This window comes from Nonomuraea sp. NPDC050547, from assembly GCF_044457345.1.
Lineage (GTDB): Bacteria > Actinomycetota > Actinomycetes > Streptosporangiales > Streptosporangiaceae > Nonomuraea.
Genome location: NZ_JBITGW010000007.1, coordinates 333,265 through 359,723, shown reverse-complemented (window position 1 = coordinate 359,723; position 26,459 = coordinate 333,265). Strand labels below are relative to the sequence as shown.

Here is a 26,459-nt window from a genome sequence, read left to right as displayed (position 1 = left end):
CTCCGCCTCATCTGCATCCGGATACCATCTGCCGCACGAACCGCCACGGTTCACAAAGTGAAACCTCGACCAGTGGAGACATCATATCGTGAGAGCCTTTATCAGCAGCGTACGGAAGGGCTTGGAGGAAGAACGCGACTCCATCCCCGGCTTGATCACCGCGCTGGGCCATATCCCAGTGCGCTTCGAAGACTTCTCAGCCCAGACCACTCCGAGCAGAGAAGCATGTCTGGCCGCCCTGGAGTCCGCAGATGTCTGTCTGTTTCTTATGGGTGCCCACTATGGCCATGTGTTCCTGGAAACTGGACGGTCGGCCACGCACGATGAATGGATACACGCGCAACGCCTGGGGAAACCACGACTGGTCTTCCGTAAGAACGGTGTGAGACTCGAGCCCGATCAGCACGAATTCATGCGCATCGTGGAGGCGTACGGGACGGGTGTGTTTCGGGACTCCTTCTCCAGCAGCATGGAGCTTCAGACCAAGATCGTCAAAGGCTTGCACGAGCTGGATTCACAACCATCTCCCCTAGAATTCAGAAGATTGACTCAGCAGCCTCCTCTGATCTGGATCGCAGATGACGGCGGAGTAAATTCATTCAGGAGCATCCAAGAACCCCTTCTCGAACTACACGCGCTACCCATGGATCACCCTGGATACTCGGTTCGCGAGATGGACCGACTCGTTGATTCGCTGGTGCGTCGGGTTCGCGGGGCCGAATATATCGAGACCAGCCAGGCGCTCAATCTTCTCAGATCCCAGGATCATGCGGCCGTCAGTACCGATAACGATCAGCGGCGCGCAGGGGACAAACCTCAGAACGGAAGAATCAGGGAAGTTCGGTTGCATAAGACGGGGCAGGTCTCAGTTCGATCAACCCTCCCTCAAGACCAGATGGGCTCAATTCTGGATCCCAAAGCGCTACCGGAGCAGCTCGCTGAGATGCTGCGCTTTACAGGAGCGTTGGGCCTTATCCAGCAAGGACGTGTCGTCGTGGCCGCGGGCGTGCCGTCGGACGGACGCATCAGCGTCGATACCTTTGACCCGCATCGCTCGCGAACCCGTGCTCACCCGTTGGGCATTGGCCGTTCGGTTGGCATGTATCAGACGGAACCGGACGAATCCGTCAGCCTGGCAGCTTTGGATAGTGGAGCTCACGAAGTCGGCAGCGTCCTATCCCGAGCACTGTTTGGCCGGCTACCGACGTAGTCATCTGTAGTTCCCTGATCCAGCAAGTCGCTCCGCCTGGAGAACCTCCTTCTCCGGCCTCCTCAAGTGCCGCGCCTCATGGCAGGCGGCCTTTGCCCGTCATCAGAGATGGGAGTCCGACCTCGTCTTCACCCCCAGGCACGGCACACCCACGAAGCCGCAACCTGAAGCGCGCCTTCGGCGTCCGGTGCAACAGGGCAGACGTCCCGCACATCCGCGTACCTGCGCCTCGCTGCTGGCCGCCCTCGGCGTGCACCCTCACGTGGCGACGTGGATCCTCCGCCACATCCAGACGACAGACCCCGCAGCCATACAAGATCGAAAAAGGCCCTCTGGGATGATCCCGGAGGGCCTTTGAGCTGTGGTGCGGCCGGAGGTACTCGAAACCCCAACCTTCTGATCCGTAGGCAACGGCGACGGGGTGGCGGAGACGCTGCTGCGCTGGTCAAGCGTGTGGAGGGGTACGTAGTGATGAGCCGGTGTCCGGGTGCGTTGCTGTACCTGCGTGCTGTACGGCAGAGGCCAGACCTCAGTCTGCCTCGATGGCAAGTGGACCCGTACCGGACCGGGGAGCGGAATCCACACGGCAGTAATGCATCTTTGACGTGTTCAGATTCGTTGATCTTACGATCTGCCGACAGAAAAGTCTCAGTCTTGGCATAGTAGTGCTTATGGGCGACAACGCCAATATTCCGGCCTCCCCGAAATCCGAAAACGGGAAGCCCATATCGGGTGTCCCGCTCCGCATTGTAGTAGCGATTTGGGTTACGGCTAGATTCATCAAACGACCATTTTTAGCAGTCGATGCCTTTTTGTACGGAGCGGTAGAGGAATTCAAAAGCCTCGGTAGAGGACAAAGAGAATATTTCGATGATAGCGCTTGGCGTATTACAGAGGCAACAGAAGCTGGCCTAAGGCTCTCGCTCGAAGAGATAGAGCGAGTCCGGCCGGCACTGCAGGATTCCATCCGTAATGTACTCATCGAGCAGTGGCGTCATTCTCCGATTCAAAGTCGTGGCCTTGTAGAGCGGACTCGACTCTTCACTCTTGCCGTAATGGTTCCTGCATTCCTGGCACTGCTACTGGCGATTCCTGTGATGTCGCGTGCGTTCTCGGGCGAGCCGAGTGCCATAGTCGTATCGCTCTTGCTCTTGATTGGCATCGTATTGATAAACGCCTTGTTTGTGAGAATGATAGGGCGCAAGATTGTTGTAATACTTGGCCTCACCGTTGCGGCCTTTTTGGGCCTCAGCTCTTCACCGGAGAGCCCACAATGGGCAAGATATTGGCTGCATGACATTCAGTCCCTTGTGGGAGAACTTGCCCTCATTTTCGAGGGAGCAACTGGATGGAATATTACTCAATCGCTCGATTGGATGCATGTCGGGGATGCCACTGCTAGGTTAGCAGCATTTACTGGAATAGTTTGGTGGGGGAGTCTCGCGATTCGATTTGGGATCTGGCTTACCACTTTAGAGCAGATTGGGTATATTCATCGATCTCAAGGCGTGACTTCACTAATAACGCACAAACTAGCTCTGATTTGCCAATACCTGAATGCGGTGACAAATATCACACAGCCGTCTCCGGTTTATGCCGTTAGTGCAATCAGGACGGAACTGGTTCGCGAGGCCGAGTCTATCGCACGTCTTATCGAAGGCCCCTTGGTGTCGATCTTTGAAAATTGGCTACAAGGAGAGTGATCGCGAGCTATTTGAACTTGCGACACGCATCTCTCATGCCTTCAGAAGGTGGAAGATACGGCTTGCCCTGGGAGGAGTTGTCAATATCGAACAGGCTCACGTAGCCTTCTCATTGGCCCTTCTAAATGTATGCGATGGAGATTGGGAGCTTCTCGCGGCTACCGAACATCCAAACGAAGGCCATCGGTCTCGTCCTGTGGTCAGGGTATTTCTAAGGATACTCGCTCTCCTTGCCTCATTGGGACTCTTGTTCGCCTCGATCCTCCTGGCAAGCATGTTTCCTGCCGGGCTCTCTGCTGCCGTTACCACTGCATGTACAGTTATGGTGATTGCACAGCTTCTGGCTATCCTCGACCCTTCCGCCAGTGCACGCTACGACACTGGAATAAAGATCCTCGAAGCATCCAAGAAGTAGTTCGGCAACTTATGGCATCGGACGCAAGGCTGAGACACAGCACGACACGTTGCGGTCGCCGCGAGCCAGGCTGCCCCTGAGACCATCGGCAACAGGCCAAGAAGAGCAAGCCACGCATCTGCCTTGATCTGTGTCCGTACGGCCGTGCCGGCACCAGCTCAGATGGAGGGCCGTTTCCTCGGCAGCCGACCTCCCTACGGCTACCGCCTGGTCAACTGTGGCCCGGCACCCCAACCCGGCCAGGCCGCGGACGGCGAGCGCATACACCGCCTGGAACTCGACGAGTTCTCCGCCCCCGTCGCCGCTCGGCTCTTCCACGAGTACCGCGAGAGCCTCGGGCTCTACGCCATCGCCGAACACCTCACTGCTGACGGCATCCCTCAGCCCGGCTGCGCATGATCCCGAGCGTAACCGGCTCGACCTCACCGATGTGAGGTAGACCGATCTCAGACACGTGGCGCTCGTTCCGTGTCGTTATGGAGGATGGTGCTCAGGAGCTTTCCGGTCGATATGGCCGCTTCCCGAGGGGCGGGCCCGCTGGTGGAACTGGTCGGCGCGTCAGGTCGCGTCCTTCTGGTGTCGCTTCCCTGCTCACGGCCGGACGCATGGTGGGGAGAACGGACGATGGCCATACGGCCGGCGCTTGTGACGGCGACCATACACACGGCGCTCGGTCGCGGCTGGGATCCGCGGCAAGCAGGCAACGCCTTCGAGCTTGCCTTCACTGATGAGGACCTGACCAAGCTGATGAACGGCCATCCGCCTGCCTACAACGTCCCGTTCATGCGGAGATAGCCTGCTGCGCGACCAGCACGACCGTCCGCTTCCCAGGCGGAGCAATCACCCTGCTCGCCCAATGGAGGCCGAGCTCGGGGCGTCGTGTACGGCTGTCGCCAGATGCCTCTGGTGGCTGACGTTGCTTTCAGCGCTACTGTCACCTCCCGCCTCGACTCTCCTCCGTCGGAATACACATGTCGATTGAGGCAACCGCTGTCCAGAGGCATGGCACAGGCTTGAAGATAGATCACGCCGCCTGACTGAGGAGGTTCCCAACCCGTCCATCGTCATGGCGGCCCTGATTGACGATGGCGGTAAACGGAGGAGTATCGTGCCCATCCCCGACTTCCAGACTTTGATGCGGCCCGTTCTGGAGATGCACTTCGACGGCGGTGACCATGAGTCCGCTGAGGTGATCGCATCCATGGCCGACCGCTTCGAGCTGAGCGCGGACGAGCGCACGGAGATGCTGCCGTCGGGCGGACAGAAGCTCTTCAACAACCGGATCGCATGGTCCGTCACTCACATGGCCCAAGCCGGCTTGTTGGAGCGGCCACGTCGAGGCGTCACCCGGATCACCGACCGAGGCCGGAAGGTCTCGGCCGAGCACCCGAACCGGGTGGACATGAAGGTGCTGAACCGGTTCACGGAATACCAGGAGTTCCGTACCCGCCGCCGCAAGGCCGACAAGGCTGCGGAGGAGCCGGAGCTGTCCGCGGCGGATGCGCCGCCGCTGGAGTTGATCCCTCAGCTCATCACCGAGGCGCATACAGCACTGGCCGACGAACTGGTCGAGCGACTTCGTCAGGCACCGCCGCAGTTCCTGGAGCACTGCGTCCTCAAGCTGCTGACCCGGATGGGCTACGGTGGCCCCGAAGGCGAGGTGCGCCACCTCGGCGGACCGGGCGATGAAGGCATGGACGGGCTCATCCGCCAGGATCCGCTTGGCTTGGACGTGGTCTACGTCCAAGCCAAGCGCTACGCCGCCGACCGGACGGTGCAACGACCAGATGTCCAGGCCTTCGCCGGCGCTCTCCAAGGCGCCCAGGCGTCCCGGGGGATCTTTATCGCCACCACCCGGTTTTCCCCAGGTGCCGTCGATTTCGCCGAGAAGGTTCCCTCCCGGATCATCCTGATCGACGGCCGCCGCCTAGGAGAACTCATGGTCGCCTACGACTGCGGAGTCCAAGAAGCCCAGACCATCACCATCAAGAAGATGGACGAAGACTTCTTCACCATCGAATAGGAGTCTGCGGAGGCATCGCCGCATGGACTACCTGGTCCGTAGGGCAGGGCGGCCTCTCGGTCATTCCCGGGTGGCGATGCAGCTATCAATCGCATCAACACTGCCGTGCTGGACCGATCCAGTGTGTATGCATGACCTCATGATCTGGTCACGACGACACTCCCACGCCGCCGCCGCGCTTGCATTGGCCGGCCTCCTCACCGCCTGTGGCGGGGCCACGACCAACAAGGACACCGCCGCCATCATCGGCGACCTCGGCGCCAACGGCGTACCCGCCAAGCTCGGCACCGTCCACGACGAGAACACCGACCCGAACAAGCTGCTTGGCCGCCCCAACGGCTACCTCAGCAAGGCTGAGTTCACCGATAGCAGAGTCAAGGCCGAAAGGGCGGGCAGTGTGGAGGTGTTCGAGGACGCCAGCGGCGCCGAAGCTCGCACGGAGTACATACAGGCGCTCGGGAAGACTCCGATGCTGGCTGAGTACACGTACGTCAAGGGCAACGTTGTGGTGCGTGTGGACAAGGACATGGCTCCTTCCGACGCCAAAGCGTACGAGGACGCGCTCAACGAGATCGTCGAATAGCTCCAAGAAGCGCCGAAACGGTCCCATCTCCGGAAGAGGACAGGGCCGGAGCCGCTGGTCCGAGAAAAGCTCTACAGACCGCAGGAGTTCCGAGCGGTCGGGCTCTCCACGTAGGGAGGTGAGACCGCTGGTGGAGCCTAGGAGATTCGAGCTTAGACTTCCTGCTTGCAAACGGGCGCCGGTCACGATTTAGAGGCCTCGTCACGCTGGTCAGACAGCAGATGCGGCCTGGCGACATACGCCCGCGTAAGCCAGCGTTGCTGTACCCGGTTGCTGTACACAGCACCCTCGCTGGCGGCCCGCCTCACTGCTCGATGGTAAGGAACCCGTACCGCAGGGCCGCCAGGCCCGAGGAACGGAGGCCCGCGGCAGCAGATCGCCCCAGCCACCTGCGACGGAAACCGAAGTCAGCGATCGTGACGGTACCGACCCGACTAGCTCTCAGAATCGACAAGTACCCGCTAACTCAAATTGCCTGATCGCTCTCAGTTTGCTGTTCATTCCCGTTCAGCTAGCGCAGCTATGGCCCTTCGCATCCCTTCGGACTCACTCTCAGTGTTCTCTAAATCAAACAACGGCAGTTGTCCCGAAACTGCAAGGTCTGGCACATCAAGAGAATTTGCAAGACGATACCTCCGGACTGCACTCTCAACTACCTCGAAGCTATCCGTACCAATTTGACCCTTGGCATATTCCAGAATATCCTCTACAGTTTCGAGCGTGTACTCACCCTCAAAGGTGCCAAATTCCTCTATATATCCGAAGCACTCTTTGATGTATCTTCTGATCTCTTCGTGAATAAATTCGAGCGCATCATAGGGAACAAGATCACCATATTCCTCTAGAATTCCAAGAGTCAGTCGTGCGGACTCCCAGTCCTCGATGCCCTCCAACTCCATCTCGATAACTCGCTCAAGAACAGGCTCCTTTAGGTCCTGAAGCTGCGGATCATTCGACGCCCACAAGGCTTTTACCATGGGAGGACACCAGTCAGTGTGCGGGTCGATGCTATTGACTGGATGCTGCTCCAGGTATTGCTTCAAGAACGATCCAACATTGACTAGCTTAAGCGCGTTTGACATATTGAGCGCCTCGGTTAGCCGCCTAAAGCGATCCACGATCCTCTTGCGCCCCAGGAGGTATTGAGGGTCGTATGCTAGCGAAGAATCAAGGGTCCTGATGATTGCATCTGATATATCATTGGAATGATGATACAGTCGAGATGGGAGGGGCGTACCCATCCAACGTCCGCCGATTTTCCAGAGATTGTATATCTGCTCGAAATGAGCGGATGCCTGGAATAGATGTGAAACCGTTTCCGGAAGTTTTCCGAGATGCATTACTAGGTAATCGCGAATAGATGGATTGTGGAATCTAAGGAGCGGGCCGTCGGGTGTGATATTTATCTTGAGCATCGTTTCCTCAAGAAGATCTATCGACCGTCGGAATCGGCTCACACTCCACGGACTTCCGATGTTACTGCAGTATTCACGCAGTGCGCCTTTGATGTCTTCGACAAGCGCACCCCCCGGACCGAAGGTCAGGAGCACCAAGAGAAGGTCGACAGCAAATTCGTCGAGCTGATTTTCAACAATATGCTCCCAAAGGCTCGCGGGATGATCCAGGTGTGCGAGGACATCGTCAGCAATTGATATGGAAGGATCCTCCTGCGGAGCTACCTTGGCAAGAATGAAAGATATAATGCGAGGATTGAAGCTCTTATGGGAAACTATCTTTCCGAAGATATCACGATCTGCGAATTCAGCTATCTGTCGAGCCTGGAGATTGGAGAAGTATATGTGATTATAGAGGATACTTCCACGGGCAGCGGGTGAGGTTCGGTCAAGGTCGACTACACATACAAGAGGTGATAGATCGTAGCGACTCAGGCGCTCGTATCGCTGCTGCGCCTGCCTCAGGATATATTCGCGAGTTGTTAGCACTATGCGCTTGTTGTTCGACTTCTGAATTCGCTTAAGAGCGGACAATAGTCTGCCGTCCTCGTTTTTTCCCAGCTTATCGTCGAGACTCGACTGGCCTAGAAAGTCATCATAGTAGAAGAATTGCGGAACATCATCGTTCCATACGGAGTTGATCTCATGAATGTCTTCCGAAATGTCAATGACATCGAAGCTCCGGCTAGCATAGGTGGCAGCCAGAACTTGAGCGAGTGTAGTTTTCCCGGCTCCTGGGTTCCCTGAGATGATGCATACATGTTCCTCGCTCAATAGCTCTTCCGCTTCCGAGAAAGACTCGCTAGGGACATAGGTTTTGATAGATTCATTGATTTCTTCCCTGAGCCACGCCGAACGCGCCAGTAGGCCTCTATTGAGCAGAGAGCTCAGCACCGCTGCGCTGCTAAGCCAGAGGCGAACATGGCTTTCAACGATTCGAGGATTAGACTTTAGAAGTGCTTGGATATCATTGAGCCCGAATATGTCTCCCGGCGCTGAATAGGGAGCCAGGATGTTAGCGAGCTTATCCTTGGCATCGACAGTCAGCTCAGTCGATGTGGCCAATATGTATCTCGCGGGATTCAATCGACGTACTTTGGGAAGTTCAACTTCTTGAATGTGCTTAATCAGGGTTGTGCGCTTGGACCTTGCCCAGTGTTTGCATTGGACTATGATCGCACGATCGGAGATCGACCCAAGATGACGAAGATCCACTCCCTTGTCCTTCCCTTGAGAGAAGATCTCCAGGGGGAGATTTAGCTGGTACTCAAATAGACTCTTGCATACTTCTTCAAAATCAAAATCGGTGAGTCGGCCGATGTCGAAAGCGTCCAACTATTCTCCAGGGATCTTGGTCCAGGCACACGTGGACGGGTGAGATCTATCGTAGAGGTGAAGTGAAAGTTTGAGAGGAAGTCTCCTAAAGATTGCGCGTGGGCGGCGCTGACCGCGACCGGCCGAAGAGCCGCAGCGCGGCCAGCGACCGCCCCGACGCGCACCGGCCGCCGCAGGCGGGCGGCCTTGATTGACGTAGAGATATTTGGCTCTCGTGGCTCAGGAGGTGCTGCGTATCGGCCTGGCTGTTCTCCAGGTGCGTTCCAGGCTGGTGAGGTAGGTGGCTGTTGTGCCGTTGGGGATGGCGTGGTGGAGGCGGATGACGGGTGCGTCTGGAGCTTTGGTGCCGTAGGCGTGGGTGTTGACGTACAGGTCGTCGTCGGCTCGGTAGATCGAGTTGTAGAGGACCGTGCGGTGGAGGCGGATCTCCGCGCTCGGGATCTTCTGGAGTGGGCTGAATAGGGTGAGGGCGTTTCGGACGCGGGCGGCCATGATGTCGGCACCGATCCCCTCGTCGACGCCTCGGGCTGCGACCTCGGGGCTGTCGGGGTCGCCAAGCAGGATGCGGAGTTGTACGCCGGCGCGGCCACGTTCGGCGATCAGGCTCATGAGTCCGGCGTCCTCGGCCAGGAACAGCCCGCTGTAGGTGAGGATGTCGATCTCTCTGGTGGCCCCGGCGAGGAGGGCTCGCCAGGCTGCGTTCGGGACGGCCCAGCGGTGTGGGTAGATGCCGCGGACCTCGTGGCTGATCACTTGGTGAACGTCGGTGGCCTCGGGCCAGAGGTCGATCTCGTCGACCTGGAGGCAGTCGGCCACGGCCGCACGGTGGCGAGGGTAGGGGATGCGGCCGTGTAGCCACCGGCTGACGGTTTTCGGGTCGACGCCGAGACGGGCTGCCAGGTCGAGAGGCTGCAACCGGGCGTGGGCCAAGGCGGCACGAAGGTAGTCGTTCACGGGGGTGTTTCCTCCCATGCGGCTGGCGCTCCTACGCGGACGGTAACACAAGACGTCCCTAGACGTCCCAGAGATGCGGTGCCGATGTTGATGGCCGCGAACGAAGCTCGTTCGCACGACATCCGTCACCGAAGGGCCTGATCATGAGCGAAGCCCCTGCCTATGCCGGAGCCGCGTCCTTCCGCACGAAGCGGCGCGGCTCCTGGTCGCCGAACTCGCCGGTCGGGACGTGGCTGCTGACCTTCAGCCGTTCTTCCAGGGGCGGGCGTGGGTCACACTTTGGGGCGGGTTTGCTCGTCAGTTGCGACGGTCTGCTCTTCTCGTGGATCACCGGCGCGCGAGGAGCTGTTCCGATCTGGGACCACGCTCCCGCTGACACCCCGAGCGCAGCCGCGACCAAGCTCGTTGCGCGCTACAACGAGCTGCGCGCCCGCCAGTGAACCCCGGTGCACGCCTACGGTCAAGAGGCGGTGCCGCGATGACGATGCCCGGCGGCCTCACCGCCTCGTGCGCGTTCGACGACCGGCCGATCAAGATCTCGCCTGGCGCTCGGGTCGTTCCCAGCCCGCGGCACGTGTGCGAGGCCGTTCACTGGTGCGGTCTGCGGTACTGCCTCAACCACTGCGGTGACATCCGCTGCGGTACCTGCTACCCGCCCCTCTGGTAGCGACCTCGGGTACTTCCCGGCGTGCGCCGCCGCGTCCGTGCAAACGGGAGGGAGCGCGGCGGACTCGGCCAGGAACGGGTGCGTACCTCCAATGACTGAGTACGCACCCCGTGCAACCCCCGCTTCGGAAGGACGCTCCCTCCCCGAAGCGGGGCTACAACCTCGCGCGACTGGGTCTCTGCGGCAGTCGCGCCATCCCCTGGTCCAGGCCCATGCCAGGGAACGCGCGGGGCCTTCGGGTGACGGCTCCCAGACCCCGAGGGCCCCGCGGCATTGTCGAAACGTCAATCCAGGTCAAGGTACATGTCTTCGTCTCCGCCCGCTGTATCAAGGAGTAGGTCCATGGCCACTGAGGACCAGCAACCGGCGTCTCTGTTTCCAGATGCCTGGTTTGAGCCGTACTGGCAAACCATGTACGGCTCCTCGCCTGCAACGGTCTCGATCATGGCCAGGTCAACATCGCCCTAGAACGTGTGGGTGTGTCCCCGATCCCTGACGAAGCGTGGAACCAGGCCGTAGCCGACCAGATCCCCTTCTTCGCCCCCTTCGCCCCCTTCGCCGTCGACGTCGATGCGTTGCCTGAATGGGCCGTTGAGAACTTCCAACGCAACTACAACAACGCCCACTGGTGCGAAACTATGCGCCGCTGGGAGCGCACAGGAGGCACGCTCTCCTCGCTCAACAGGTTCGTCGGTACCGTACTGAGCTTCCCGCCGATCCCCCAAGAAGCGTGGGACGCAGCCCTCGCCGGCACCGATCCAGCACCATGAGCCAGCATGTCCAACGCCGATGAGGACGGCTCCTGGCTGACCGGCAACCGCGTCTATCCCCAGATCGCCGCGCGCCTGCGAACACGGATCTCCACCGGCGTCTATCCGGTAGACAGCCTCCTGCCATCCGAGGCTGAGCTGGGGCGTGAGTTTCGGGTCGCGCGCAACACGGTACGGCGCGGCCTGGCGATCCTGGAGAGGGAGGGCTTGATCGTCACCGTCCCCTCCAAGGGCCGCGTGGTGACCGGCGGCCGCGACGAGAGCATGTCCTACCGCTATGAGGTCATCGCCGGCGACCTGCGGGACGCGATCAAGCGGGGTGAGCTGGCTGAGGTGCCCAGCGAACGCACCCTTCGGTGCCGGTACGCGGCGTCGCGCAACACGGTACGGCGTGCGCTGGCCGTACTGGAGCAAGAAGGTCTTATCCACGCACGACAGGGGAGGGGGCGATTCCTCGGGCAGAAGTGACTTTCAGGTGAGACGTCCAGGGACGTCTCACCTCTTCCTCTAGCCCTCGGTCAGGGTCCCCCGCTTATCGTGAACCGCGTGGGACAAGTTGCCTGGGCCTATGACCTGGCCAAACGACTGTTGGAAGAGCCCCTGCCGCGCAGATGGGCACACACGCAAGGCGTCGGCAAGCGCGCCGAGACCCTCGCCCCGATCCTGGGCGCCGATGCGGACACCCTCGTGGCCGCGGCCTACCTCCACGACATCGGATACTCTCCACAGCTTGTGGACACCGGCTTCCACCCTCTCGACGGTGCCCGATATCTGCGTGATGTCCACAAGGCCGACGAGACACTCTGCCGACTGGTCGCCCACCACTCCTGCGCCGTCAACGAGGCCCTTGAGCGCTCACTTTTCGATGCGCTGACCAGCGAGTTCGACAAGGAACGTCCCCACCTGATGGACGCGCTCACCTACAGCGATATGACGACAGGACCGGACGGCCAGCATCTCGATGTCGAGGAACGCCTTACTGAGATCCACTCACGCTACGGTCCCGACCATCTGGTGACGCGCTCCATTGCCGCCTCGACGCCATGCATCCGAGCTGCCGTCCAAGCGATCAACGTATCCCTGGCGGCCCAGGACTAAGCGAGGTGCCGACCCTTCATCATCCAGTTCGCCAGGTGATCGGTGAGGTTCTGGAGCGCAGCCGAGGCCGCGTGTAAGAGATCTTCGTGAGGAAGCTGCTGGCCTTCCGCCAACTCCAGGGCGCGACGTAGTTCACCGATTTCCCGGGAGAACTGCCGGCCAACGTCCCGCCCCAGGGTGAACATGGCGACCTCGACCTTGAGCGCGTTGACGATCCATTCACGGTCGTTCGTGACGTTGCCCAGAGGAACGCCACTGTCGAGAGCTTGCGTCAGCTTGATGTCAAGCGTCCCTAGCATCACGAAGAGTTCGATCGCCGCGCCGCGGGCTTCGACCTCCAGAAGGGTCCGCTGGTCGTGCCGGCGGCTCGCCACCACGACACCCCACGCGGTGAGCGCCGCCGCCACGCCACCGATGATCGAGGAGAAAGCGCCTTGCAGTAGGTTCGGCCACCATCCCTGCACGCCGACCGCCTCTCCGGTCCGCCATCGCCAAGATCAGCCAATGTACGGCAACGCCGTCTCCGCCAGGAAGTGCTCAATCCGTATCCGCATCGAGCGGTCCATGGACAGCGTCGACACCTGGTCCCGTGGCACCCATCGGACCTCGCGCGACTCGTCACTCGGCGTGGGCGTTCCGCTGACGGCGCGGCCGGTGAGCACGAGGGAGAACTCTTGCCGAGCTTCACCGTTTGAGGTGTAGAGGATCACATGCCGCGGATCGCTGTACGTCCCCGAGATCCCGGTGATCTCACAGGTGATCCCGGTCTCCTCCAGCGTCTCCCTGATTGCGGCGTCCGGAATCGACTCCCCGAGATCGATGGCGCCGCCAGGGACGGCCCAGTTGTCGTTGTCGCTGCGCCGGATCATCAACAGCGCACCCTCGACATTGGTGACCATGACGTTCACGGACGGCACCAGGCTGTTGGCCGCGGGCGCGTCGGGGTCGTCGAAGTAGTCGATCCGCGTAGCCATGGGTCAGGACTCTAGCGGGACCGCCCCGTCCCACGTCTTCTCGAAGCTCCCCAGATACAGCCCCACCATGTCCCCACCTGCCACCCTGCGCAGATGCATGACGGGCGCGTCGCCGGCGGGTTGGCCGTACGCGTGAGTGTTGACGAGAAGCTGATCGTCGCCGCGGAAGATCGAGTTGTACAGCACAGTCCGATGCAGCCGAATCTCAGCCCCGGGCACCAGGTTGCGGAAGTACGTGATGGCCTGCTTGCACCGATCGCGCATCGCGTCACCGATGTTCTCATCGATCCCGCGCTGAGCGACCTCGGCACTCTCCGGCTCACCCAGCAAGATCCGAACCCGCACCCCGGCCCCCGCCCGATCGGCCAGCAGCCGCATCAGCCCCTTGTCGTCATGGATGAACGTCCCGCTGTAGACCAGGATCCCGATCTCCTGGGACGCCTTCTCGAAGAGATGTCCCCAAGCGTCCCGAGGTACGGCCCAGCGGTGCGGATGCACGGTGACGATCTCACTCTCGGACGCCGACGCCACCTGCTCCCGCGACAACGCCTTGGGCCAGAGATAGCTCTCATCCACCCCAAGGTAAGAAGCCGCAGCGTAACGATGCTTCCGATACGGCTCACGATCTTTGGTGACCCACCGCTCCACGGTTTTGGGATCGACCTGAATCGCCTCAGCCAGGTCACCCACGCCCACACCCTTGGCCAGCAGCGCAGCCCGCAGTCGCTCGTTCGCCATCTCACCTGCCCACATGGGGGACGTCCGGGGACCTGGCCATCGTAAGCGGGACGTCTTGAACATGTCCCGTCGTGTAGTGATCCCGTCCCGATCACCCGGCGCATCCTCGGTTGCACAAGCTCCACAAGCCCGCAACCGAAGGAGGAATGCCTATGAACGATCCCCAGACCTGCGCATGCGCCGCCGCCCTCGAACCAGGCCAGACGCTCTGCACCAAATGCCGCAACCGCGAGCGCTGGCACAGAAGACAAGCCGCGAACCAGCGCCGAGCCGCCCGCCGCCGCAAGAACCGCCCACCCCGAAACCCTCGTAAGGAGCCTCAGCCATGACCTGGATCCCACTGATCGCCGCCGCCGTCATCGGCATCGCACTCGCGTACGGCTTCGCCACCCTGGTCATCAACATCCGCCGCGAAGACAAGGCCATGAGCCTCCGCCACCGACCAGCGACCGCGGCCAACTCGATGACCCGCATGGTGACCGGCTGCTACGCCAGAGGCGCTAACTCCGCAGCTTCTTCTCTACCCGAGCGAGACGTTCCCCTAGATCTCGCACCGCACTACGCAACTCGCTGACTTCAGCCGCCAAATCCACGGCCGGCACCGAGTCGAGATCCCGGACGTAGACGCCCTTCCCCTGCTGCCCGATCACGAGCCCCTCGTTGCGCAGCAACCCGACCGCCATCTTCACCACCGACAGCGAAGCGTCGTACTGCTCGGCAAGCTGAGCCGTAGAAGGCAACGGCGCCCCAGGCGCAAGAGCGCCACCGCGAATCTGCTCCCGCAGATCATCGGCGATCTGTAGATATCCCGGCCGCCCGGTGTGCTTGACCATCGCCCCAATCTCACCACACCAAGTCACCCACGCCAACGTTGACAACCGAGCCAACTAGGTTAACTATGTTGGCTATGACGGATAGGAGGCACTCGATGCGTACCATCCCGATCCCCGTAGACACCGCCCGCCTGACCTTCACCTGCGCCAAAACCCCACGCCCCCGCCTCGTCAGCAAGGACACAGGCCAGATCAAGACCGACAAGGAAGGCAACACGCTCTACGAGACGATCCTCATGGCAGAGGACACCCTCGGCCGCATCGAACTCGTCAAGGTCAACACCACCGGCGAACCCGCCATCACCCAGGGCCAGGACGTCACCCCGCGCGACCTGCTCGGCTACGTCTGGGAGATCGCCCAGGGCGGCCAGACCCGCTGGGGCATCAGCTACAAGGCCTCAACCATCGAGGCCACCCATGCCTGACACCTTCACCCTCACCCTGATCGCCATCTCGGCGGCAACCGGAATCCTGTGGGCCTGGCGAGCCCTCCACCCGCGCTCGTTCTGGTGGATCATCGGCTACCCCCTCACCGCCCTGAGCGTCCGCCTCACCTGGCGCCGCGTAGCCCTCGGCTGCGGCCTGACGAAGAAGCGCCAGCAGTGGTGGTTCACAACGGTCCCCGGCGCCATCGCCTCCACCGGCATCGTCAAGGCCAAGCGCCGCTTCCAACGCGTCGCCGTAGACACCAAACCGTTCATCTGGCTCCCGCTCCCCACGCGGTACGGCTGGCGCGTCACCCTCCACACCCTGGAGGGCCAGACCCCCACCAACTACTCAGAAGCCGCAGAGGCGTTAGCCCGCTCCTGGGGCGTCCACGCGGTCCGCGTCTCCTCACCCCGTCCCGGCCGAATCGTCCTCCACGTCACCCTGACCGACCCCCTGGCAACGATCGACCAACTCCCCGCCTCAGACGACCTCCTCAAGGTCACCGTCGGCTGCCTCGAAACCGGCCAGCCCTGGACCATCGACTTCCGCACCGTCCCCCACTGGCTCACCGCCGGCGCCACCCAATCCGGCAAATCCAACCTCGCCAACGCCGTCCTCGCGGGCCTCGCCCCGCAACCCGTCGCCCTGATCGGCTTCGACCTGAAAGGCGGCGTCGAATTCACCCCCTACGCGTCCCGCCTGTCCGCCCTCGCTACCAGCCGAGCCGAATCCACCGACCTGCTCACTGACCTCATCGCCCTGATGATCGCCCGCATGGGGCGGTGCCGTACCGCAGGAGCCCGCAACATCTGGCAACTCCCACCCACAGAACGCCCGACCCCCATCGTGATCTTCATAGACGAGATCGCCGAGCTGTACCTGATGGCCGACAAATCCGAAAAGAACGAGATCGCCGCCACCTCGACAGCCCTCCTCCGCATAGCCCAGCTCGGCCGCGCCTTCGGCCTCTACCTGTTCTGCTGCGGCCAGCGCATCGGCTCCGACCTCGGCCCCGGAGTGACAGCGCTCAGAGCCCAGTGCTCAGGCCGCATATGTCACCGCGTCAACGACCCGGAAACCGCCACCATGACCCTCGGCGACCTCGACCCCGCTGCCCTCGTCTCGGCCCGCGCCATCCCCGCCGAACAACCCGGCGTCGCCATCGTCGCCGGACAAGACGGCCACTGGTACCGCGCCCGCTCGTACCTCATCGACGAGCGCACCGTCGAACAGGCCGCCAAGCAGCACGCCCACCTGACCCCGTCCTGGACCGACCTGACCCGCCACCCGATCGCCGTCTGAAAGGGGGATACAACGATGCGACGCCTGGCTACCTGGCTCCTCGACACCGGACCCATCATCGTCCTGGCCGCCATCGCCGGCGCCGGATCGTTCACCCACATCCGCGACACCGCCACCGAACACGGCCAACCCGGCTGGATGTCCTGGGCCGTCGCCATCTGCGTCGACCTCACCTGCGTCATGGCCGCCCGCGAACGCCAACGCGACAAACACCATCACCGTGTACGGCGCGGCCCCGCCTCCTGGCCCACCCTCGTCCTGAGCCTGGCCGCCAACCTCAGGTCCCATCCCCAGAGACCCGCAAGGCGCTCGACAAGCTCAACGACAGCCTGCAGACCCCGTAGCTGTACAACCCAGCTGTACAAGATCGAAAAAGGCCCTCAGGGACGATCCCGGAGGGCCTTTGAGCTGTGGTGCGGCCGGAGGTACTCGAAACCCCAACCTTCTGATCCGTAGTCAGATGCTCTATCCATTGAGCTACGGCCGCCTGCTTCGTAAGAAAGCATAGCGGACCCAGCGGGGTGCCCAGAACCGGATGGTCGATTCTGCCCTGTGGATACATCGAAGTGTGTATCCACAGGTTGGCCGGGCGAAGGAGGGAAGGGGCGAGCGAGAGTGATGAGATAGGGCAATGAAGCGTGCGGCACTCGGGGCGGTCCTGGCCTTCGCCATGGGCGCGGCGCTGATCGCCGGGGGTGCGCACTTCCAGCGGGGCTCCACGTGGCTGCTGTTCGTGCCGTTGGCCTTCGTGTGTGCCGGGGTCGTGGTGCGGACGCGTGCGCCGATCTGGTCGCTGGGGCTCGGGCTCGTCGGGGTGGGGATCGACATCTTTGTCGGGCCTTCGCTGGGGACCGTGCTGGTGTTCACCGACAATCTGTACTCGGCCGCGCTCTACGGGCCGGCGCGTCTGGCGCGCTGGCTGCTGGGCATCACGGCGAGCATCGCCATCACCGCCGGGCTGGGCGCGGGGTTCTTCGTCGACAACCTCTGGCAGCTGGTGGTGATCTCGATCCAGCTCGGGCTGCTGCTGGTCATCCCGGTGACGACGGCCATGGTGTTGCGGCAGCAGCGTGATCTGGCGGCGGCCGAGCGGGCCAGGGCCGAGGAGGTGGTACGGCTGGTCGAGCTCGATCGGCAGGCGGCGATCTCGGCCGAGCGCAACCGGATGGCGCGCGAGCTGCACGACATGATCGCCAACCATTTCAGCGCCATCGCGATCCAGTCCACGGCGGCGTTGTCGCGCCGGGATCTCGACGCGGAGACGATCCACACGATCATGGAGTCGGTCCGGGAGAACAGCGTGAAGGGCCTGGACGAGATGCGCACCATGATCGGGCTCCTCCGGCAGGAAGGCGAGGAGACCGAGGCGATGCGGTTGCGGCTGGCCGACGCGGAGAGCCTGGTCGAGCGGTCGCGGCAGGCGGGCATGGCGGCCGAGCTGGAGATCGTCGGGGAGCCTCGGGAGTTGCCCGCCTCGGTGGATCTGGCGGGGTACCGGATTCTTCAGGAAGCGCTGACGAACGCCCTCAAGCATGGCGATCAGCCGACTTCCGTGCGCGTTGTCTATCAGGCGAGGCATGTGGTGTTGACCGTCGACAATCCGGTCAACGGGCGCAAGGCGCGGTTGCCGGGGTCCGGGGCCGGGATGGTGGGGATGTCCGAGCGTGCCGCGCTGGTGGGCGGGGAGATCGAGGCGGGTCCGCGTGCCGACGGATGGCGCGTACAGGTGAGACTGCCCACGGCGGAGGAGGCTGGATGAGCGGCGGCATCAGGGTGCTGGTGGCCGACGATCACGCGGCGGTCCGGGCGGGGATCGTGCTGATCCTCGGCGGCACCGACGACATCGAGGTGGTCGGTCAGGCGGCCGACGGCGTGGAGGCCGTGGCGATGGCGCGGGAGCTGCGGCCGGACGTGGTGCTGATGGATGTACGCATGCCGCGGATGGACGGGATCTCCGCGGCCCGCGAACTGGCCGGGGTCAGTGACGTGCTGATCCTGACCACGTTCGACCTCGACGAGTATGTCTTCGGGGCGCTGCGGGCCGGCGCGGTGGGGTTTCTGCTGAAGAACACCGACGCCGACGCGCTGGTGGCCGCGGTGCGGCTGGTCGCGAGGGGTGACGGGCTGATCTCGCCGTCGGTGACGCGCAGGTTGATCTCCGCGTTCGCCCAGCAGCCGGAACGGCGGGCGCCCCAGGAACTGGAGAACCTGACGCCACGCGAGCGGGAGGTGCTGGCCTGCGTGGCGCGCGGTCTGTCCAACGCCGAGATCGCCAAGGAGCTTGATATGGCAGAGGCGACCACGAAAACCCATGTCAGCCGGGTGCTCAGCAAGCTCGGGCTGCGCAGCCGCGTACAGGCGGCGATCTACTACTCGGAGGGCGCTTAATGATCATCTACGGATGGCTTTCAGGTTGACGACGGTCAGTTCCTTGCCGCCGCCCTTCTCTTCGGTCGTGCACGAGTTGTTCACGCACTTCTGGACGCCCTCGGCGTCGTCGTCCCAGGCGAGGATGCCTGGCAGGTTCCAGTAGCCGAGCCCCTCCTTGCCGAAGGAGACCAGCCGCTCGGTCCTGAGGTCGTAGGCCAGCGGCAGCTTCGAGCCGCCCATGGCGTTGATGACGTCGTCCTGCAGCCGTTCCTCTGCCGTGTGCAGGCTCACCCCTTCCGGGAGGAGGTTCCGCGAGTCGCCTTGGGGGCCCTGCGAGAACATCCCGCCGTCCTGGGTTCCGACGCACTTGTACTCGTTGCAGATGACGCCCTCGTCCCCCTCCAGCAGAGAGACGTCCGTGGAGTCGCCGGTCTCCAGGTTGACCAGCCGGGTCTGGTTGCGTTCGCTCTGCTTGCCGGGGCCGAAGGCGAACGCCCATGGCCAGGCGTTCAGGTGGAGGTCGTCGGTGCCCTGGATCTTCTCCGGTTCGCCGCCGGTCAGCGGGATCCGGTAGACGCCGCCCTTGCGTACCGACCACACGACGTGGTCGGCGGTGACGTTCAGTACCTCGATCTGCGCCTGGTCGCCGGTCAGCTCCGTGAGTCGGCGGGCCTCGCCGCCGGTGCGCGGCATGACCCAGATGTCAGCCCAGATGTCCTTGTTGTTGGGCGTTTCGCCGTACCAGACGACATGCTTGTCGTCGCCCGCCCAGTCCTGGACGAAGTATCCGCGCCTGGGGTCGGGCACCGCGCCCAGATCGTGTGTGGCCTTGCTCGCCATGTCGTAGACGGCCACGCGGCCGGCCTTCTCGAACGACTGGTCCGCGGCCAGCAGGATCTCCGCCGGGCCGATCGCGGCGACCGGGCGGTACTTCCACCCGTTGGACGCTACCCGCGGGACCTTCGCGATCGCCTCCGGCCAGGCCTCGGTGACGTGTGCGACCGGCTCCGTTGTGCTGGTCACGGTGACCTGGGTCGCCGGTCCGGCCTGTCCGCCCCCGCTGGACAGGGCGAAAGCCGTACCTCCGGCAAGGACGACGACCGCCGCGGCGGCCAGCGCCATCCGCGCCCACTGCGCCTTTTTGTGCCCGCGGCGGCGTGCCACCACGGCTTCCGTCAGTCCGCCCGGCAGGGGCTTGGCCTGGTCGGCGGCCGCTCGCAGCGTCCGCACCAGGTCTTCTTCGCTTCTCATCGCGCCTCCTGAAGCACTCGCTTGATGCGGAGCTTGTCCAGGGCGCGGGCCGCCTGACTGCGTACGGTCCCCCGCGAGACGCCCATGATCTCGGCGATCTCGGCGTCGGCGAGGTCCTCGTAGTAGCGCAACACGAGCACGGCTCGTTGCTTGCGCGGCAGCTCCTGGAGCTCGGCCCACAGGTCGGCGTCGCCGTACCTGTCAGACCTGCCCTCTTCCGGTACGTCGGCGACAAGGTCCTCCCTGTGCCGCCGACGCCAGGCGCTGATGTGCAGCCTGGTCATCGTCGTGCGAACGTACCCCTCGGGGTTCTGTTTGTTCTGCACGCGATGCCAGGCGTCACCCAGGCGCGCCAGTGCCTCCTGGACAAGATCCGCCGCGTCCTCCGAGTTTCCGGACAGCACATAGCCGTACCGGAGGAGGGCGTCCCCCCTCGCTCGGACGAACTCGTCGAAATCAGCTGTGTGGTCCACGTATCCAAGGAGCGGCGGCCGGGCGCTTCTGTTGCACGGCTATTCGGGGACGTACAGGAAGAGCACTTCGGCGGTGCAGGCCGGGCGGCGCTCGCCCTCGACCTCGATCGTGACCTTCAGCGTGGTGAGCTGGCCGGCGGGGCTGCCCTTGACCGCGGCCAGCTCGGCCGTGGCGCGAACACGCGAGCCGACCGGGATGGGCTTGGGGAAGCGGACCTTGTTCAGGCCGAAGTTGACCGCCATCGCGATGCTCTGGACCTCGACCAGTTCCTCCAGGAACGACGGCAGCATCGACAGGCTGAGGTAGCCGTGGGCGATCGTGCCGCCGAACGGGCTCTGCTTGGCCCGGTCGACGTCGACGTGGATCCACTGGTGGTCGTCGGTGGCGTCGGCGAAGAGGTTGACCTGCTCCTGGGTGACGGTGCGCCACTCGGTCGGGCCGAAGATCTCGCCGGCGCTCGCCTTGAGCTCCTGAAGGTTCGCGAAGGTCCGCATGGGTCGGAACGCTATTGGGCGGTCGGCGCGGCTGCCAAGTTCAACCACTTGCTGGCTCGCGGGTGAGTACTTCCTTGCGTCGGGGGTGGTATTGCGAAGATCTTTACTCGAAAGCATCGCGCAGGTGTTCGAGTGCGCGCTACAGTTCTGGGTATCGAATCGAACACGGGTTCGGCCAGGTGAGAGGGGGTGCCATGCTCGTCCAGACACGCCGTAGCTGTTTCTTCCCAAATCTACGACGACCGCTATACCCGGCAATAAAGTCCGAGAGCGTGGACCCCGTGCGCAATCCCTACGCCCCCGGTGCCGGACAGCGTCCCCCGGAGCTGGCCGGCCGTGATCGAGAGCTGCAGCAGTTCGAGGTGGTGCTGGAGCGAGTGGCCCGCGGCCGCCCCGAGCGCAGCATGGTCGTCACCGGGCTGCGCGGCGTGGGCAAGACCGTCCTGCTCAACACCTTCAAGTCCATGGCGATGCAGCGGCTGTGGGGCACCGGCAAGATCGAGGCCAGGCCCGACCAGTCGATCCGCCGCCCCGTCTCCGCCGCCCTGCACATGGCGATCCGCGAGCTGGCGCCGCGCCACCGCGCGCCCGAGCGCATCGAGGAGTTCCTCGGCGTGCTCAAGGCGTTCGCGATGCGCGACCCGGCCGCCGCCAAGGGCACCTCCCACTGGTCGCCCGGCATCGAGGTGCCGGCCAGCCGCGGGCGGGCCGACTCCGGCGACCTGGAGATCGACCTCACCGAGCTGTTCGTCGACGCGGCAGGCGTCGCCACCGACCTCGGCGTCGGCGTCGCGTTGTTCATCGACGAGATGCAGGACGTGCAGGCCGCCGACATCTCCGCCCTGTGCGCCGCCTGCCACGAGCTGTCGCAGACCGGCGGGCCGCTGATCGTGGTCGGCGCCGGGCTGCCGCACCTGCCGAGCGTCCTGTCGGCCAGCAAGAGCTACTCCGAGCGGCTCTTCCGCTATGCCCGCATCGACAAGCTCGACCGTGATGCCGCCGATCTGGCGCTGATCCTCCCCGCCCGGGAGGAAGAGGTGGAGTTCACCCAGGACGCGCTCGACGCGCTCTACGAGGCGGCCGACGGCTACCCCTACTTCGTGCAGGCCTACGGCAAGGTGGCGTGGGACCTCGCGCCGCGCAGCCCGATCACCGCCGACGACGTCAAGGTCGCGGCGCCGGAGGCGGAGGAGGAGCTCGCGGTGGGCTTCTTCGGCAGCCGGTACGAGCGGGCGACGCCGGCCGAGCGCGACTACATGCATGCGATGGCCCAGATCGGCGACGAGCCGGTGGCCACCTCCGACGTGGCCGACGCCCTGGGCCGCAAGCCGTCCAGCCTGTCACCGGCCCGCGACAGTTTGATCAAGAAGGGTCTCATCTACAGCGCCGAACGCGGTCAGATCGCGTTCACAGTGCCGCATTTCGGGAGGTTCCTACGTGCACAACCGATCTAATCGGCACTCCTAGTCCTCTATTGGGTTGTCTAGTGGGGAAGCTAGACAACCCAATAGAGCCACATCGTCATGCCGTCCTACCGCTCTATAGGACGGTCTAGCGTCAGGCCGAGACCGGCGTATATTCCGGCATGGAATCCGTGCTGACCACTGCCATGCGCACGGCAGGCCGGCGTCCGCTGAGGTAGACGGCGAAGACCACGTCGTCGCCCGCCTGGTTCTGGAAGGCGAAGAAACGCCAGCAAAGCTCACGCCAGCTGTCGTACGGCTCCGCCGCGACGAGCCCGTCGCGGTGGGCACGCCAGGCGCCGCTGGCGCGCAGCCGCGCGAGCGTGTGGCTCTCCTGCGGCGCGGGACGCTGCTCGCACGGCGCCCGATACCGGATCCGGTCGACCGCCTCCTCGATCTCGGGCGAGAGCACGGCCAGCACCGCCACCCCCACGAGGAGGAACCACGAAGGGTTCGTGAAGGCCACCCAGCCGGGCACCGGCGCCCATACCGACACCAGTGCCATCCCGGTCAGCACGAGCGTGCGCCCGATCGAGCGGCGGCCCACCGGCGCCGAGCTGACCTCGCCGAAACAGCCGCATCCCGCGTCGGGGCGGCGCCTGCGCAGTTCCATGAGCACGTAGGTGGACAGCGCGAAGAAGAGCACCGTTCCCCAGCGGAACAACGGGTGCGTGGTCAGCACCAGACCGGTCACCAGCACCAGCTCACCGACCGCGCAGCACACCAGTGCGGGGGCCTGCAGCTTGTCGGGGACCAGGACGGCGGGACCGAGGCGGCTGAGGGCGCCGGGTTCGCCTCCGGTGAACACCGTGGCGAGTTTGGCGACCGTACCCAAAACGAGGAGGACGATCAGCACCGGCAGCTGCGATTCGAGCATGTGCGGTCACCCCAATCCGATCTGGGCATTGAAGCAGCCCTTGGTCAGTTCGCCCCCCAGTTCCACGAAGGACGAGGGCGACAGCTCGGTGATCCGCCCCCGCGGAGAGGTGCCGCACTCCACACACCGGTCACAGAAGCGACCGGCCAAGCAGCCGCACGCCACGATCGGCACGTTCGCGCTGCGTGTCGTACACAGGTTCTTGACCTGCAACAACGATCCGATCGCCAGGTACGGCAGGCCGACGCAGGACACCGCCGAATCCGGGCACCCGGCGTCGGAACGCTCCAGCATGGGATAGGCCGCGCCCCGCTCGTCCTCGTCGAAGACGTCGGCCCAGGTCGCGGTGCCCGAGATGCGCGGCTGCTGCCCGGCGTAGGCAGGCGGCGGCGACGGCACGGATCTGGCCGGGTAGGCGGGCTGCGAGGTGGCGGGCAGCAGGGCGTGGCTCTCGCCCTGGTCCCTGATGCCGATGGCGTCGAAGAGGTAGCCGGGCTCGAACTGCGGATGCCGTACCCGCAACCGCCCGGTGGTGCGATACGGGATGACGATGGTGCGGTGGCCGCGATGGGAGCCGCAGTCGAGCTCGACGGACAGGTCCTTGCGGCCGTCGATGGAGACGATGGTGCCGGTCATCCGGGTCACATCCCCCCAGATGCGTTCGACGACCCGGCCGTCGCGCAGCGCGCGCAGCATGACCCGGCCGCCCACGGGCAGATCGGCCGGCGCGACGTCGCCGCCCCGCCACGCCGTCGCCCACGGCGCGATGACCAGCCGCTCTTCCTCGCCGTCCACGGTCTCGATGATGATCAGATGCGGGCTCACGTCGAGGATCTCGCCGGCCACGGCGGTTAACGGCGCGCCGTCCCCGGGATCCGGGCCCGGCACGCCCGCCTCCCGGCCCAACGCGGCCGCGGCGAGCGCTCTGCGCCGCTCAACACTCGGAAACCCCACGCGCATAGCCTCACACGAGATCCGGTACGGCAGGCACCGGACACCCCAGATGAGAGCAAAATACGCAACCCCGGGGGAAGGTGGAGACACCCGGTGTCGAACAAACTGCCACCGGCATGTCCCGACCTTTATGTTTGGTAGACCGAATCCTGAATTCCGGTTCAGCCCGAACAGGCCCTCACCCTGCGATTCTGGCCACGATGCAGACTGCCAGCCGGGAAGAGGAGTTCCGCGAGTACGTGACGTCTCGCGGTCCCGCCCTCCTGCGCACCGCCCACCAGCTCACCGGGCACGCCTGCGACGCCGAGGATCTGCTGCAGAGCGCGCTGGCCAAGACGTACCTGGCGTGGGACCGCATCCAGGACCGCGGCTCGCTCGACGGCTACGTACGGCGGGCCATGGTCAACATCAACATCTCCCAGTGGCGGCGGCGGAAGCTGGAGGAGTACCCCTCCGACGAACTGCCGGAGACCTTCTCCGAGACCGAGGTCTGCGGCGAGGTCCACGTGCGACTCGAACAGGCGCTTGACCAGCTGCCCGCGCGGATGCGCGAGGCGATCGTGCTGCGGTACTACGAGGACATGAGCGAGCCGGACATCGCCAGAGTGCTCGGGATCAGCGTGGGGACGGTCAAGAGCACCGTCTCACGGGCGATGGCCAAGCTCAGGCTGGAGTTGTGCATTCCCGCTCAGCCGCCGCCCCAGCCGTAGCGCCGGGCCGTACGACATCGCGCATTTTGCGCAGGGCGGAGAGAAAGGTCGCGCGCTCGTCGTCGTCGAGAAGAGTGGTGTAGCAGTCGTCGATGTCGGCGAGGTGCCGCGGCAGCACGTCGCTCAGCCGCTCACGCCCCGCGTCGGTCAGCACCGCGTAGGACGCCCGCCGATCGGTCGGGCACGCCATCCGCGCGACCAGGCTCTCACGCTCCAGCCGGTCCACCACGCGGGTCACCCCACTCGTGGACAAACCGGTCTGTGCCGCCAGGTCGGTCATACGCAGGCGCTGCTCGGGTGACCGCGACAGCCTGATCAGCGTCTCGAAGTCGATCCAGGACAGCCCAGCCGCCTGGAAGACCGGGTTCATCCGTGCGGACAGGCCGGCATGGACCTCGGCGATCAGGCCCATGGCCGTAAGGCGGGGGTCGTCAAAGGGGCTCACGCTCATACTGTATCTGACGATAGTTGACGCGAGGAATATTCCTCGTGTAGACATTTGTTGCCGCAAGCATCTGCACTGCCCTGACCTTCAAGCCTGATTTCAAGGAGACCCCGATGAGCACTCGTACCTGGGACGGCCTGGACATCCCCACCGCCGGCACCTACAAGCTCGACGCCGCCCACACCAACGTCGGCTTCACGGCCAAGCACATGATGGTCAGCAAGGTACGCGGCCAGTTCGCCGACTTCGACGGCTCGGTCACGATCGCGGAGAACCCGCTCGATTCCACGGCCGAGATCACCATCAAGACCGCCAGCATCACCACCGGCCAGCCCGACCGCGACGGCCACCTGCGCAGCGAGGACTTCCTCTCCGCCGAGAAGTTCCCCGAGCTCACCTTCCGGACCACGCGCGTGACCGGGCACTCCGGCGAGGAGTTCACCGTCGTCGGCGACCTGACGATCCGCGACGTGACCAAGGAGATCGAGCTCAAGGTCGAGTACAACGGCGCCGGCACCAACCCGTGGGGCCAGCAGGTGTGGGCCTTCAGCATCAGCGCCGAGTTCGACCGCGAGACCTTCGGCCTGACCTGGAACCAGGCACTGGAGACGGGCGGCGTGCTGGTGGGCAAGAAGGTCAAGATCGAGATCGAGGGCGAGGCCAACCCGGCCTGAATCCATGCGCCTTGCGACCCTGTCCACAGGTGTGGACAGGGTTATCCACAGGCGGTGGACAACATGCGTTGCGTAACCGCTTTGCTGCCTCGACAGAAGGCCGGTACGCTGTCGGAAGCCACGTGGCTACCGGGAGGCTTCGCCTAGTCAGGTCTATGGCGCCGCACTGCTAATGCGGTTTGGGTTTACCGCCCATCCGGGGTTCAAATCCCCGAGCCTCCGCAGATGAGAGGCCCTTCCTCGATCACCGAGGGAGGGC

Annotated in this window: 30 protein-coding genes and 2 tRNA genes; 19 read left to right on the top strand and 13 right to left on the bottom strand. The window is 63.9% G+C overall.

The window, feature by feature from the left end:
• Window positions 1-88: 88 nt before the first annotated feature.
• The 7 genes from ACIBHY_RS20250 (at window position 89) to ACIBHY_RS20220 (ending at window position 5,934) form a co-directional block, all read left to right on the top strand.
• On the top strand, window positions 89-1,210 hold the full coding sequence (locus ACIBHY_RS20250; RefSeq protein ID WP_397307420.1) for a DUF4062 domain-containing protein: 1,122 nt from the start codon (window positions 89-91) through the stop codon (window positions 1,208-1,210).
• Window positions 1,211-1,881: 671 nt separating this feature from the next.
• Entirely contained in the window at window positions 1,882-2,913 is a 1,032-nt protein-coding gene (locus tag ACIBHY_RS20245; RefSeq protein ID WP_397307419.1) for a hypothetical protein, read from the top strand.
• Window positions 2,888-3,328 (top strand): hypothetical protein, encoded by a 441-nt coding sequence (locus tag ACIBHY_RS20240; RefSeq protein ID WP_397307418.1) that lies wholly within the window; start codon window positions 2,888-2,890, stop codon window positions 3,326-3,328. The genes ACIBHY_RS20245 and ACIBHY_RS20240 overlap by 26 nt, the downstream gene beginning before the upstream one ends.
• Before the next feature lie 162 nt (window positions 3,329-3,490).
• Window positions 3,491-3,727 (top strand): hypothetical protein, encoded by a 237-nt coding sequence (locus ACIBHY_RS20235; RefSeq protein WP_397307417.1) that lies wholly within the window; start codon window positions 3,491-3,493, stop codon window positions 3,725-3,727.
• Window positions 3,728-3,811: 84 nt separating this feature from the next.
• Window positions 3,812-4,123: a hypothetical protein gene (locus ACIBHY_RS20230; protein WP_397307416.1), complete on the top strand. Its 312-nt coding sequence runs from the start codon at window positions 3,812-3,814 to the stop codon at window positions 4,121-4,123.
• 313 nt (window positions 4,124-4,436) lie between these two features.
• Window positions 4,437-5,351: a restriction endonuclease gene (locus tag ACIBHY_RS20225; protein ID WP_397307415.1), complete on the top strand. Its 915-nt coding sequence runs from the start codon at window positions 4,437-4,439 to the stop codon at window positions 5,349-5,351.
• 139 nt (window positions 5,352-5,490) lie between these two features.
• The gene (locus ACIBHY_RS20220) at window positions 5,491-5,934 is read left to right on the top strand and encodes a hypothetical protein (protein ID WP_397307414.1); all 444 of its coding nucleotides are present in this window, start codon (window positions 5,491-5,493) and stop codon (window positions 5,932-5,934) included.
• A gap of 497 nt (window positions 5,935-6,431) precedes the next feature.
• On the opposite strand, the gene ACIBHY_RS20215 is transcribed toward ACIBHY_RS20220, so the two are convergent.
• Window positions 6,432-8,723 (bottom strand): restriction endonuclease, encoded by a 2,292-nt coding sequence (locus ACIBHY_RS20215; RefSeq protein ID WP_397307413.1) that lies wholly within the window; start codon window positions 8,721-8,723, stop codon window positions 6,432-6,434.
• A 219-nt stretch (window positions 8,724-8,942) separates the two neighbouring features.
• Complete coding sequence (locus tag ACIBHY_RS20210; RefSeq protein ID WP_397307412.1) at window positions 8,943-9,677, bottom strand: helix-turn-helix domain-containing protein; 735 nt, start codon at window positions 9,675-9,677, stop codon at window positions 8,943-8,945.
• A 1,146-nt stretch (window positions 9,678-10,823) separates the two neighbouring features.
• Here ACIBHY_RS20210 and ACIBHY_RS20205 point away from each other — a divergent pair.
• The 3 genes from ACIBHY_RS20205 (at window position 10,824) to ACIBHY_RS20195 (ending at window position 12,212) form a co-directional block, all read left to right on the top strand.
• On the top strand, window positions 10,824-11,114 hold the full coding sequence (locus ACIBHY_RS20205) for a hypothetical protein (protein ID WP_397307411.1): 291 nt from the start codon (window positions 10,824-10,826) through the stop codon (window positions 11,112-11,114).
• Window positions 11,115-11,120: 6 nt separating this feature from the next.
• Window positions 11,121-11,582 (top strand): GntR family transcriptional regulator, encoded by a 462-nt coding sequence (locus ACIBHY_RS20200; RefSeq protein ID WP_397307410.1) that lies wholly within the window; start codon window positions 11,121-11,123, stop codon window positions 11,580-11,582.
• 78 nt (window positions 11,583-11,660) lie between these two features.
• Complete coding sequence (locus tag ACIBHY_RS20195) at window positions 11,661-12,212, top strand: HD domain-containing protein (RefSeq protein ID WP_397307409.1); 552 nt, start codon at window positions 11,661-11,663, stop codon at window positions 12,210-12,212.
• Here ACIBHY_RS20195 and ACIBHY_RS20190 read toward each other — a convergent pair.
• From ACIBHY_RS20190 to ACIBHY_RS20175, 4 genes are all read right to left on the bottom strand, one after another.
• The gene (locus tag ACIBHY_RS20190) at window positions 12,209-12,619 is read right to left on the bottom strand and encodes a hypothetical protein (RefSeq protein ID WP_397307408.1); all 411 of its coding nucleotides are present in this window, start codon (window positions 12,617-12,619) and stop codon (window positions 12,209-12,211) included. The two genes, ACIBHY_RS20195 and ACIBHY_RS20190, sit on opposite strands and share 4 nt — an antisense overlap.
• 90 nt (window positions 12,620-12,709) lie before the next feature.
• Window positions 12,710-13,186, bottom strand: coding sequence for an NUDIX hydrolase (locus tag ACIBHY_RS20185; RefSeq protein ID WP_397307407.1), 477 nt, complete (start codon window positions 13,184-13,186; stop codon window positions 12,710-12,712).
• 3 nt (window positions 13,187-13,189) lie between these two features.
• Window positions 13,190-13,924 (bottom strand): helix-turn-helix domain-containing protein, encoded by a 735-nt coding sequence (locus ACIBHY_RS20180; RefSeq protein WP_397307406.1) that lies wholly within the window; start codon window positions 13,922-13,924, stop codon window positions 13,190-13,192.
• 500 nt (window positions 13,925-14,424) lie between these two features.
• On the bottom strand, window positions 14,425-14,757 hold the full coding sequence (locus ACIBHY_RS20175; RefSeq protein WP_397247161.1) for a GntR family transcriptional regulator: 333 nt from the start codon (window positions 14,755-14,757) through the stop codon (window positions 14,425-14,427).
• 95 nt (window positions 14,758-14,852) lie between these two features.
• Here ACIBHY_RS20175 and ACIBHY_RS20170 point away from each other — a divergent pair, with 95 nt between their 5' ends.
• From ACIBHY_RS20170 to ACIBHY_RS20160, 3 genes are read left to right on the top strand one after another with little or no spacing between them, the layout of a single operon-like run.
• Window positions 14,853-15,182 (top strand): hypothetical protein, encoded by a 330-nt coding sequence (locus ACIBHY_RS20170; RefSeq protein WP_397307405.1) that lies wholly within the window; start codon window positions 14,853-14,855, stop codon window positions 15,180-15,182.
• A complete protein-coding gene (locus ACIBHY_RS20165) occupies window positions 15,175-16,488 on the top strand; it encodes an FtsK/SpoIIIE domain-containing protein (protein ID WP_397307404.1) in 1,314 nt (437 codons plus the stop codon). Before ACIBHY_RS20170 ends, ACIBHY_RS20165 begins: the two co-directional genes overlap by 8 nt.
• 15 nt (window positions 16,489-16,503) lie before the next feature.
• Window positions 16,504-16,944, top strand: a complete 441-nt coding sequence (locus tag ACIBHY_RS20160) for a DUF2637 domain-containing protein (RefSeq protein ID WP_397307458.1) — start codon at window positions 16,504-16,506, stop codon at window positions 16,942-16,944.
• Here ACIBHY_RS20160 and ACIBHY_RS20155 read toward each other — a convergent pair.
• A tRNA-Arg gene (locus tag ACIBHY_RS20155) sits at window positions 16,900-16,975 on the bottom strand. The two genes, ACIBHY_RS20160 and ACIBHY_RS20155, sit on opposite strands and share 45 nt — an antisense overlap.
• Before the next feature lie 144 nt (window positions 16,976-17,119).
• Here ACIBHY_RS20155 and ACIBHY_RS20150 point away from each other — a divergent pair.
• Together ACIBHY_RS20150 and ACIBHY_RS20145 are read left to right on the top strand one after the other, a co-directional pair.
• Complete coding sequence (locus tag ACIBHY_RS20150; RefSeq protein WP_397307403.1) at window positions 17,120-18,247, top strand: sensor histidine kinase; 1,128 nt, start codon at window positions 17,120-17,122, stop codon at window positions 18,245-18,247.
• Entirely contained in the window at window positions 18,244-18,876 is a 633-nt protein-coding gene (locus tag ACIBHY_RS20145; RefSeq protein ID WP_397307402.1) for a response regulator, read from the top strand. Before ACIBHY_RS20150 ends, ACIBHY_RS20145 begins: the two co-directional genes overlap by 4 nt.
• A gap of 3 nt (window positions 18,877-18,879) precedes the next feature.
• On the opposite strand, the gene ACIBHY_RS20140 is transcribed toward ACIBHY_RS20145, so the two are convergent.
• Genes ACIBHY_RS20140 through ACIBHY_RS20130 form a run of 3 tightly spaced genes read right to left on the bottom strand, consistent with a single transcriptional unit; the run spans window position 18,880 to window position 21,077 of the window.
• On the bottom strand, window positions 18,880-20,109 hold the full coding sequence (locus ACIBHY_RS20140) for a hypothetical protein (RefSeq protein WP_397307401.1): 1,230 nt from the start codon (window positions 20,107-20,109) through the stop codon (window positions 18,880-18,882).
• Entirely contained in the window at window positions 20,106-20,582 is a 477-nt protein-coding gene (locus tag ACIBHY_RS20135) for a SigE family RNA polymerase sigma factor (RefSeq protein ID WP_184958952.1), read from the bottom strand. Before ACIBHY_RS20135 ends, ACIBHY_RS20140 begins: the two co-directional genes overlap by 4 nt.
• Before the next feature lie 39 nt (window positions 20,583-20,621).
• Complete coding sequence (locus ACIBHY_RS20130; RefSeq protein WP_397247149.1) at window positions 20,622-21,077, bottom strand: MaoC family dehydratase; 456 nt, start codon at window positions 21,075-21,077, stop codon at window positions 20,622-20,624.
• 272 nt (window positions 21,078-21,349) lie between these two features.
• Between ACIBHY_RS20130 and ACIBHY_RS20125 the strand changes: the two genes are divergently transcribed.
• Window positions 21,350-22,531 carry an AAA family ATPase gene (locus ACIBHY_RS20125; RefSeq protein WP_397247147.1) on the top strand — a complete coding sequence of 394 codons (1,182 nt, stop codon included), beginning with the start codon at window positions 21,350-21,352 and terminating at the stop codon, window positions 22,529-22,531.
• 103 nt (window positions 22,532-22,634) lie between these two features.
• Here the strand turns inward: ACIBHY_RS20125 and ACIBHY_RS20120 are convergent, their stop codons facing one another.
• Both ACIBHY_RS20120 and ACIBHY_RS20115 read right to left on the bottom strand, forming a co-directional pair.
• Window positions 22,635-23,417, bottom strand: coding sequence for a MauE/DoxX family redox-associated membrane protein (locus ACIBHY_RS20120; RefSeq protein WP_397307400.1), 783 nt, complete (start codon window positions 23,415-23,417; stop codon window positions 22,635-22,637).
• Between the two features lie 6 nt (window positions 23,418-23,423).
• Window positions 23,424-24,377 carry a hypothetical protein gene (locus tag ACIBHY_RS20115; protein WP_397307399.1) on the bottom strand — a complete coding sequence of 318 codons (954 nt, stop codon included), beginning with the start codon at window positions 24,375-24,377 and terminating at the stop codon, window positions 23,424-23,426.
• Between the two features lie 194 nt (window positions 24,378-24,571).
• Here ACIBHY_RS20115 and ACIBHY_RS20110 point away from each other — a divergent pair, with 194 nt between their 5' ends.
• Window positions 24,572-25,081, top strand: a complete 510-nt coding sequence (locus ACIBHY_RS20110; RefSeq protein ID WP_397247141.1) for a SigE family RNA polymerase sigma factor — start codon at window positions 24,572-24,574, stop codon at window positions 25,079-25,081.
• Here the strand turns inward: ACIBHY_RS20110 and ACIBHY_RS20105 are convergent.
• Window positions 25,035-25,532, bottom strand: coding sequence for a MarR family winged helix-turn-helix transcriptional regulator (locus tag ACIBHY_RS20105; protein ID WP_379615512.1), 498 nt, complete (start codon window positions 25,530-25,532; stop codon window positions 25,035-25,037). The two genes, ACIBHY_RS20110 and ACIBHY_RS20105, sit on opposite strands and share 47 nt — an antisense overlap.
• 107 nt (window positions 25,533-25,639) lie before the next feature.
• Between ACIBHY_RS20105 and ACIBHY_RS20100 the strand changes: the two genes are divergently transcribed.
• Window positions 25,640-26,200 (top strand): YceI family protein, encoded by a 561-nt coding sequence (locus tag ACIBHY_RS20100; RefSeq protein WP_397110381.1) that lies wholly within the window; start codon window positions 25,640-25,642, stop codon window positions 26,198-26,200.
• A gap of 132 nt (window positions 26,201-26,332) precedes the next feature.
• Window positions 26,333-26,422 (top strand) — tRNA-Ser (locus ACIBHY_RS20095).
• The last annotated feature ends 37 nt before the right edge of the window (window positions 26,423-26,459 follow it).

What these genes read in the sequence shown, in the direction of transcription:
- ACIBHY_RS20245 (WP_397307419.1), top strand. Translation starts at nt 1,882, where the DNA reads ATGGGCGACAACGCCAATATTCCGGCCTCCCCGAAATCCGAAAACGGG.
- ACIBHY_RS20235 (WP_397307417.1), top strand. Translation starts at nt 3,491, where the DNA reads ATGGAGGGCCGTTTCCTCGGCAGCCGACCTCCCTACGGCTACCGCCTG.
- ACIBHY_RS20230 (WP_397307416.1), top strand. Translation starts at nt 3,812, where the DNA reads ATGGTGCTCAGGAGCTTTCCGGTCGATATGGCCGCTTCCCGAGGGGCG.
- ACIBHY_RS20220 (WP_397307414.1), top strand. Translation starts at nt 5,491, where the DNA reads ATGATCTGGTCACGACGACACTCCCACGCCGCCGCCGCGCTTGCATTG.
- ACIBHY_RS20200 (WP_397307410.1), top strand. Translation starts at nt 11,121, where the DNA reads ATGTCCAACGCCGATGAGGACGGCTCCTGGCTGACCGGCAACCGCGTC.
- ACIBHY_RS20185 (WP_397307407.1), bottom strand. Translation starts at nt 13,186, where the DNA reads ATGGCTACGCGGATCGACTACTTCGACGACCCCGACGCGCCCGCGGCC.
- ACIBHY_RS20180 (WP_397307406.1), bottom strand. Translation starts at nt 13,924, where the DNA reads ATGGCGAACGAGCGACTGCGGGCTGCGCTGCTGGCCAAGGGTGTGGGC.
- ACIBHY_RS20175 (WP_397247161.1), bottom strand. Translation starts at nt 14,757, where the DNA reads ATGGTCAAGCACACCGGGCGGCCGGGATATCTACAGATCGCCGATGAT.
- ACIBHY_RS20170 (WP_397307405.1), top strand. Translation starts at nt 14,853, where the DNA reads ATGCGTACCATCCCGATCCCCGTAGACACCGCCCGCCTGACCTTCACC.
- ACIBHY_RS20165 (WP_397307404.1), top strand. Translation starts at nt 15,175, where the DNA reads ATGCCTGACACCTTCACCCTCACCCTGATCGCCATCTCGGCGGCAACC.
- ACIBHY_RS20160 (WP_397307458.1), top strand. Translation starts at nt 16,504, where the DNA reads ATGCGACGCCTGGCTACCTGGCTCCTCGACACCGGACCCATCATCGTC.
- ACIBHY_RS20150 (WP_397307403.1), top strand. Translation starts at nt 17,120, where the DNA reads ATGAAGCGTGCGGCACTCGGGGCGGTCCTGGCCTTCGCCATGGGCGCG.
- ACIBHY_RS20145 (WP_397307402.1), top strand. Translation starts at nt 18,244, where the DNA reads ATGAGCGGCGGCATCAGGGTGCTGGTGGCCGACGATCACGCGGCGGTC.
- ACIBHY_RS20140 (WP_397307401.1), bottom strand. Translation starts at nt 20,109, where the DNA reads ATGAGAAGCGAAGAAGACCTGGTGCGGACGCTGCGAGCGGCCGCCGAC.
- ACIBHY_RS20130 (WP_397247149.1), bottom strand. Translation starts at nt 21,077, where the DNA reads ATGCGGACCTTCGCGAACCTTCAGGAGCTCAAGGCGAGCGCCGGCGAG.
- ACIBHY_RS20120 (WP_397307400.1), bottom strand. Translation starts at nt 23,417, where the DNA reads ATGCTCGAATCGCAGCTGCCGGTGCTGATCGTCCTCCTCGTTTTGGGT.
- ACIBHY_RS20115 (WP_397307399.1), bottom strand. Translation starts at nt 24,377, where the DNA reads ATGCGCGTGGGGTTTCCGAGTGTTGAGCGGCGCAGAGCGCTCGCCGCG.
- ACIBHY_RS20110 (WP_397247141.1), top strand. Translation starts at nt 24,572, where the DNA reads ATGCAGACTGCCAGCCGGGAAGAGGAGTTCCGCGAGTACGTGACGTCT.
- ACIBHY_RS20105 (WP_379615512.1), bottom strand. Translation starts at nt 25,532, where the DNA reads ATGAGCGTGAGCCCCTTTGACGACCCCCGCCTTACGGCCATGGGCCTG.
- ACIBHY_RS20100 (WP_397110381.1), top strand. Translation starts at nt 25,640, where the DNA reads ATGAGCACTCGTACCTGGGACGGCCTGGACATCCCCACCGCCGGCACC.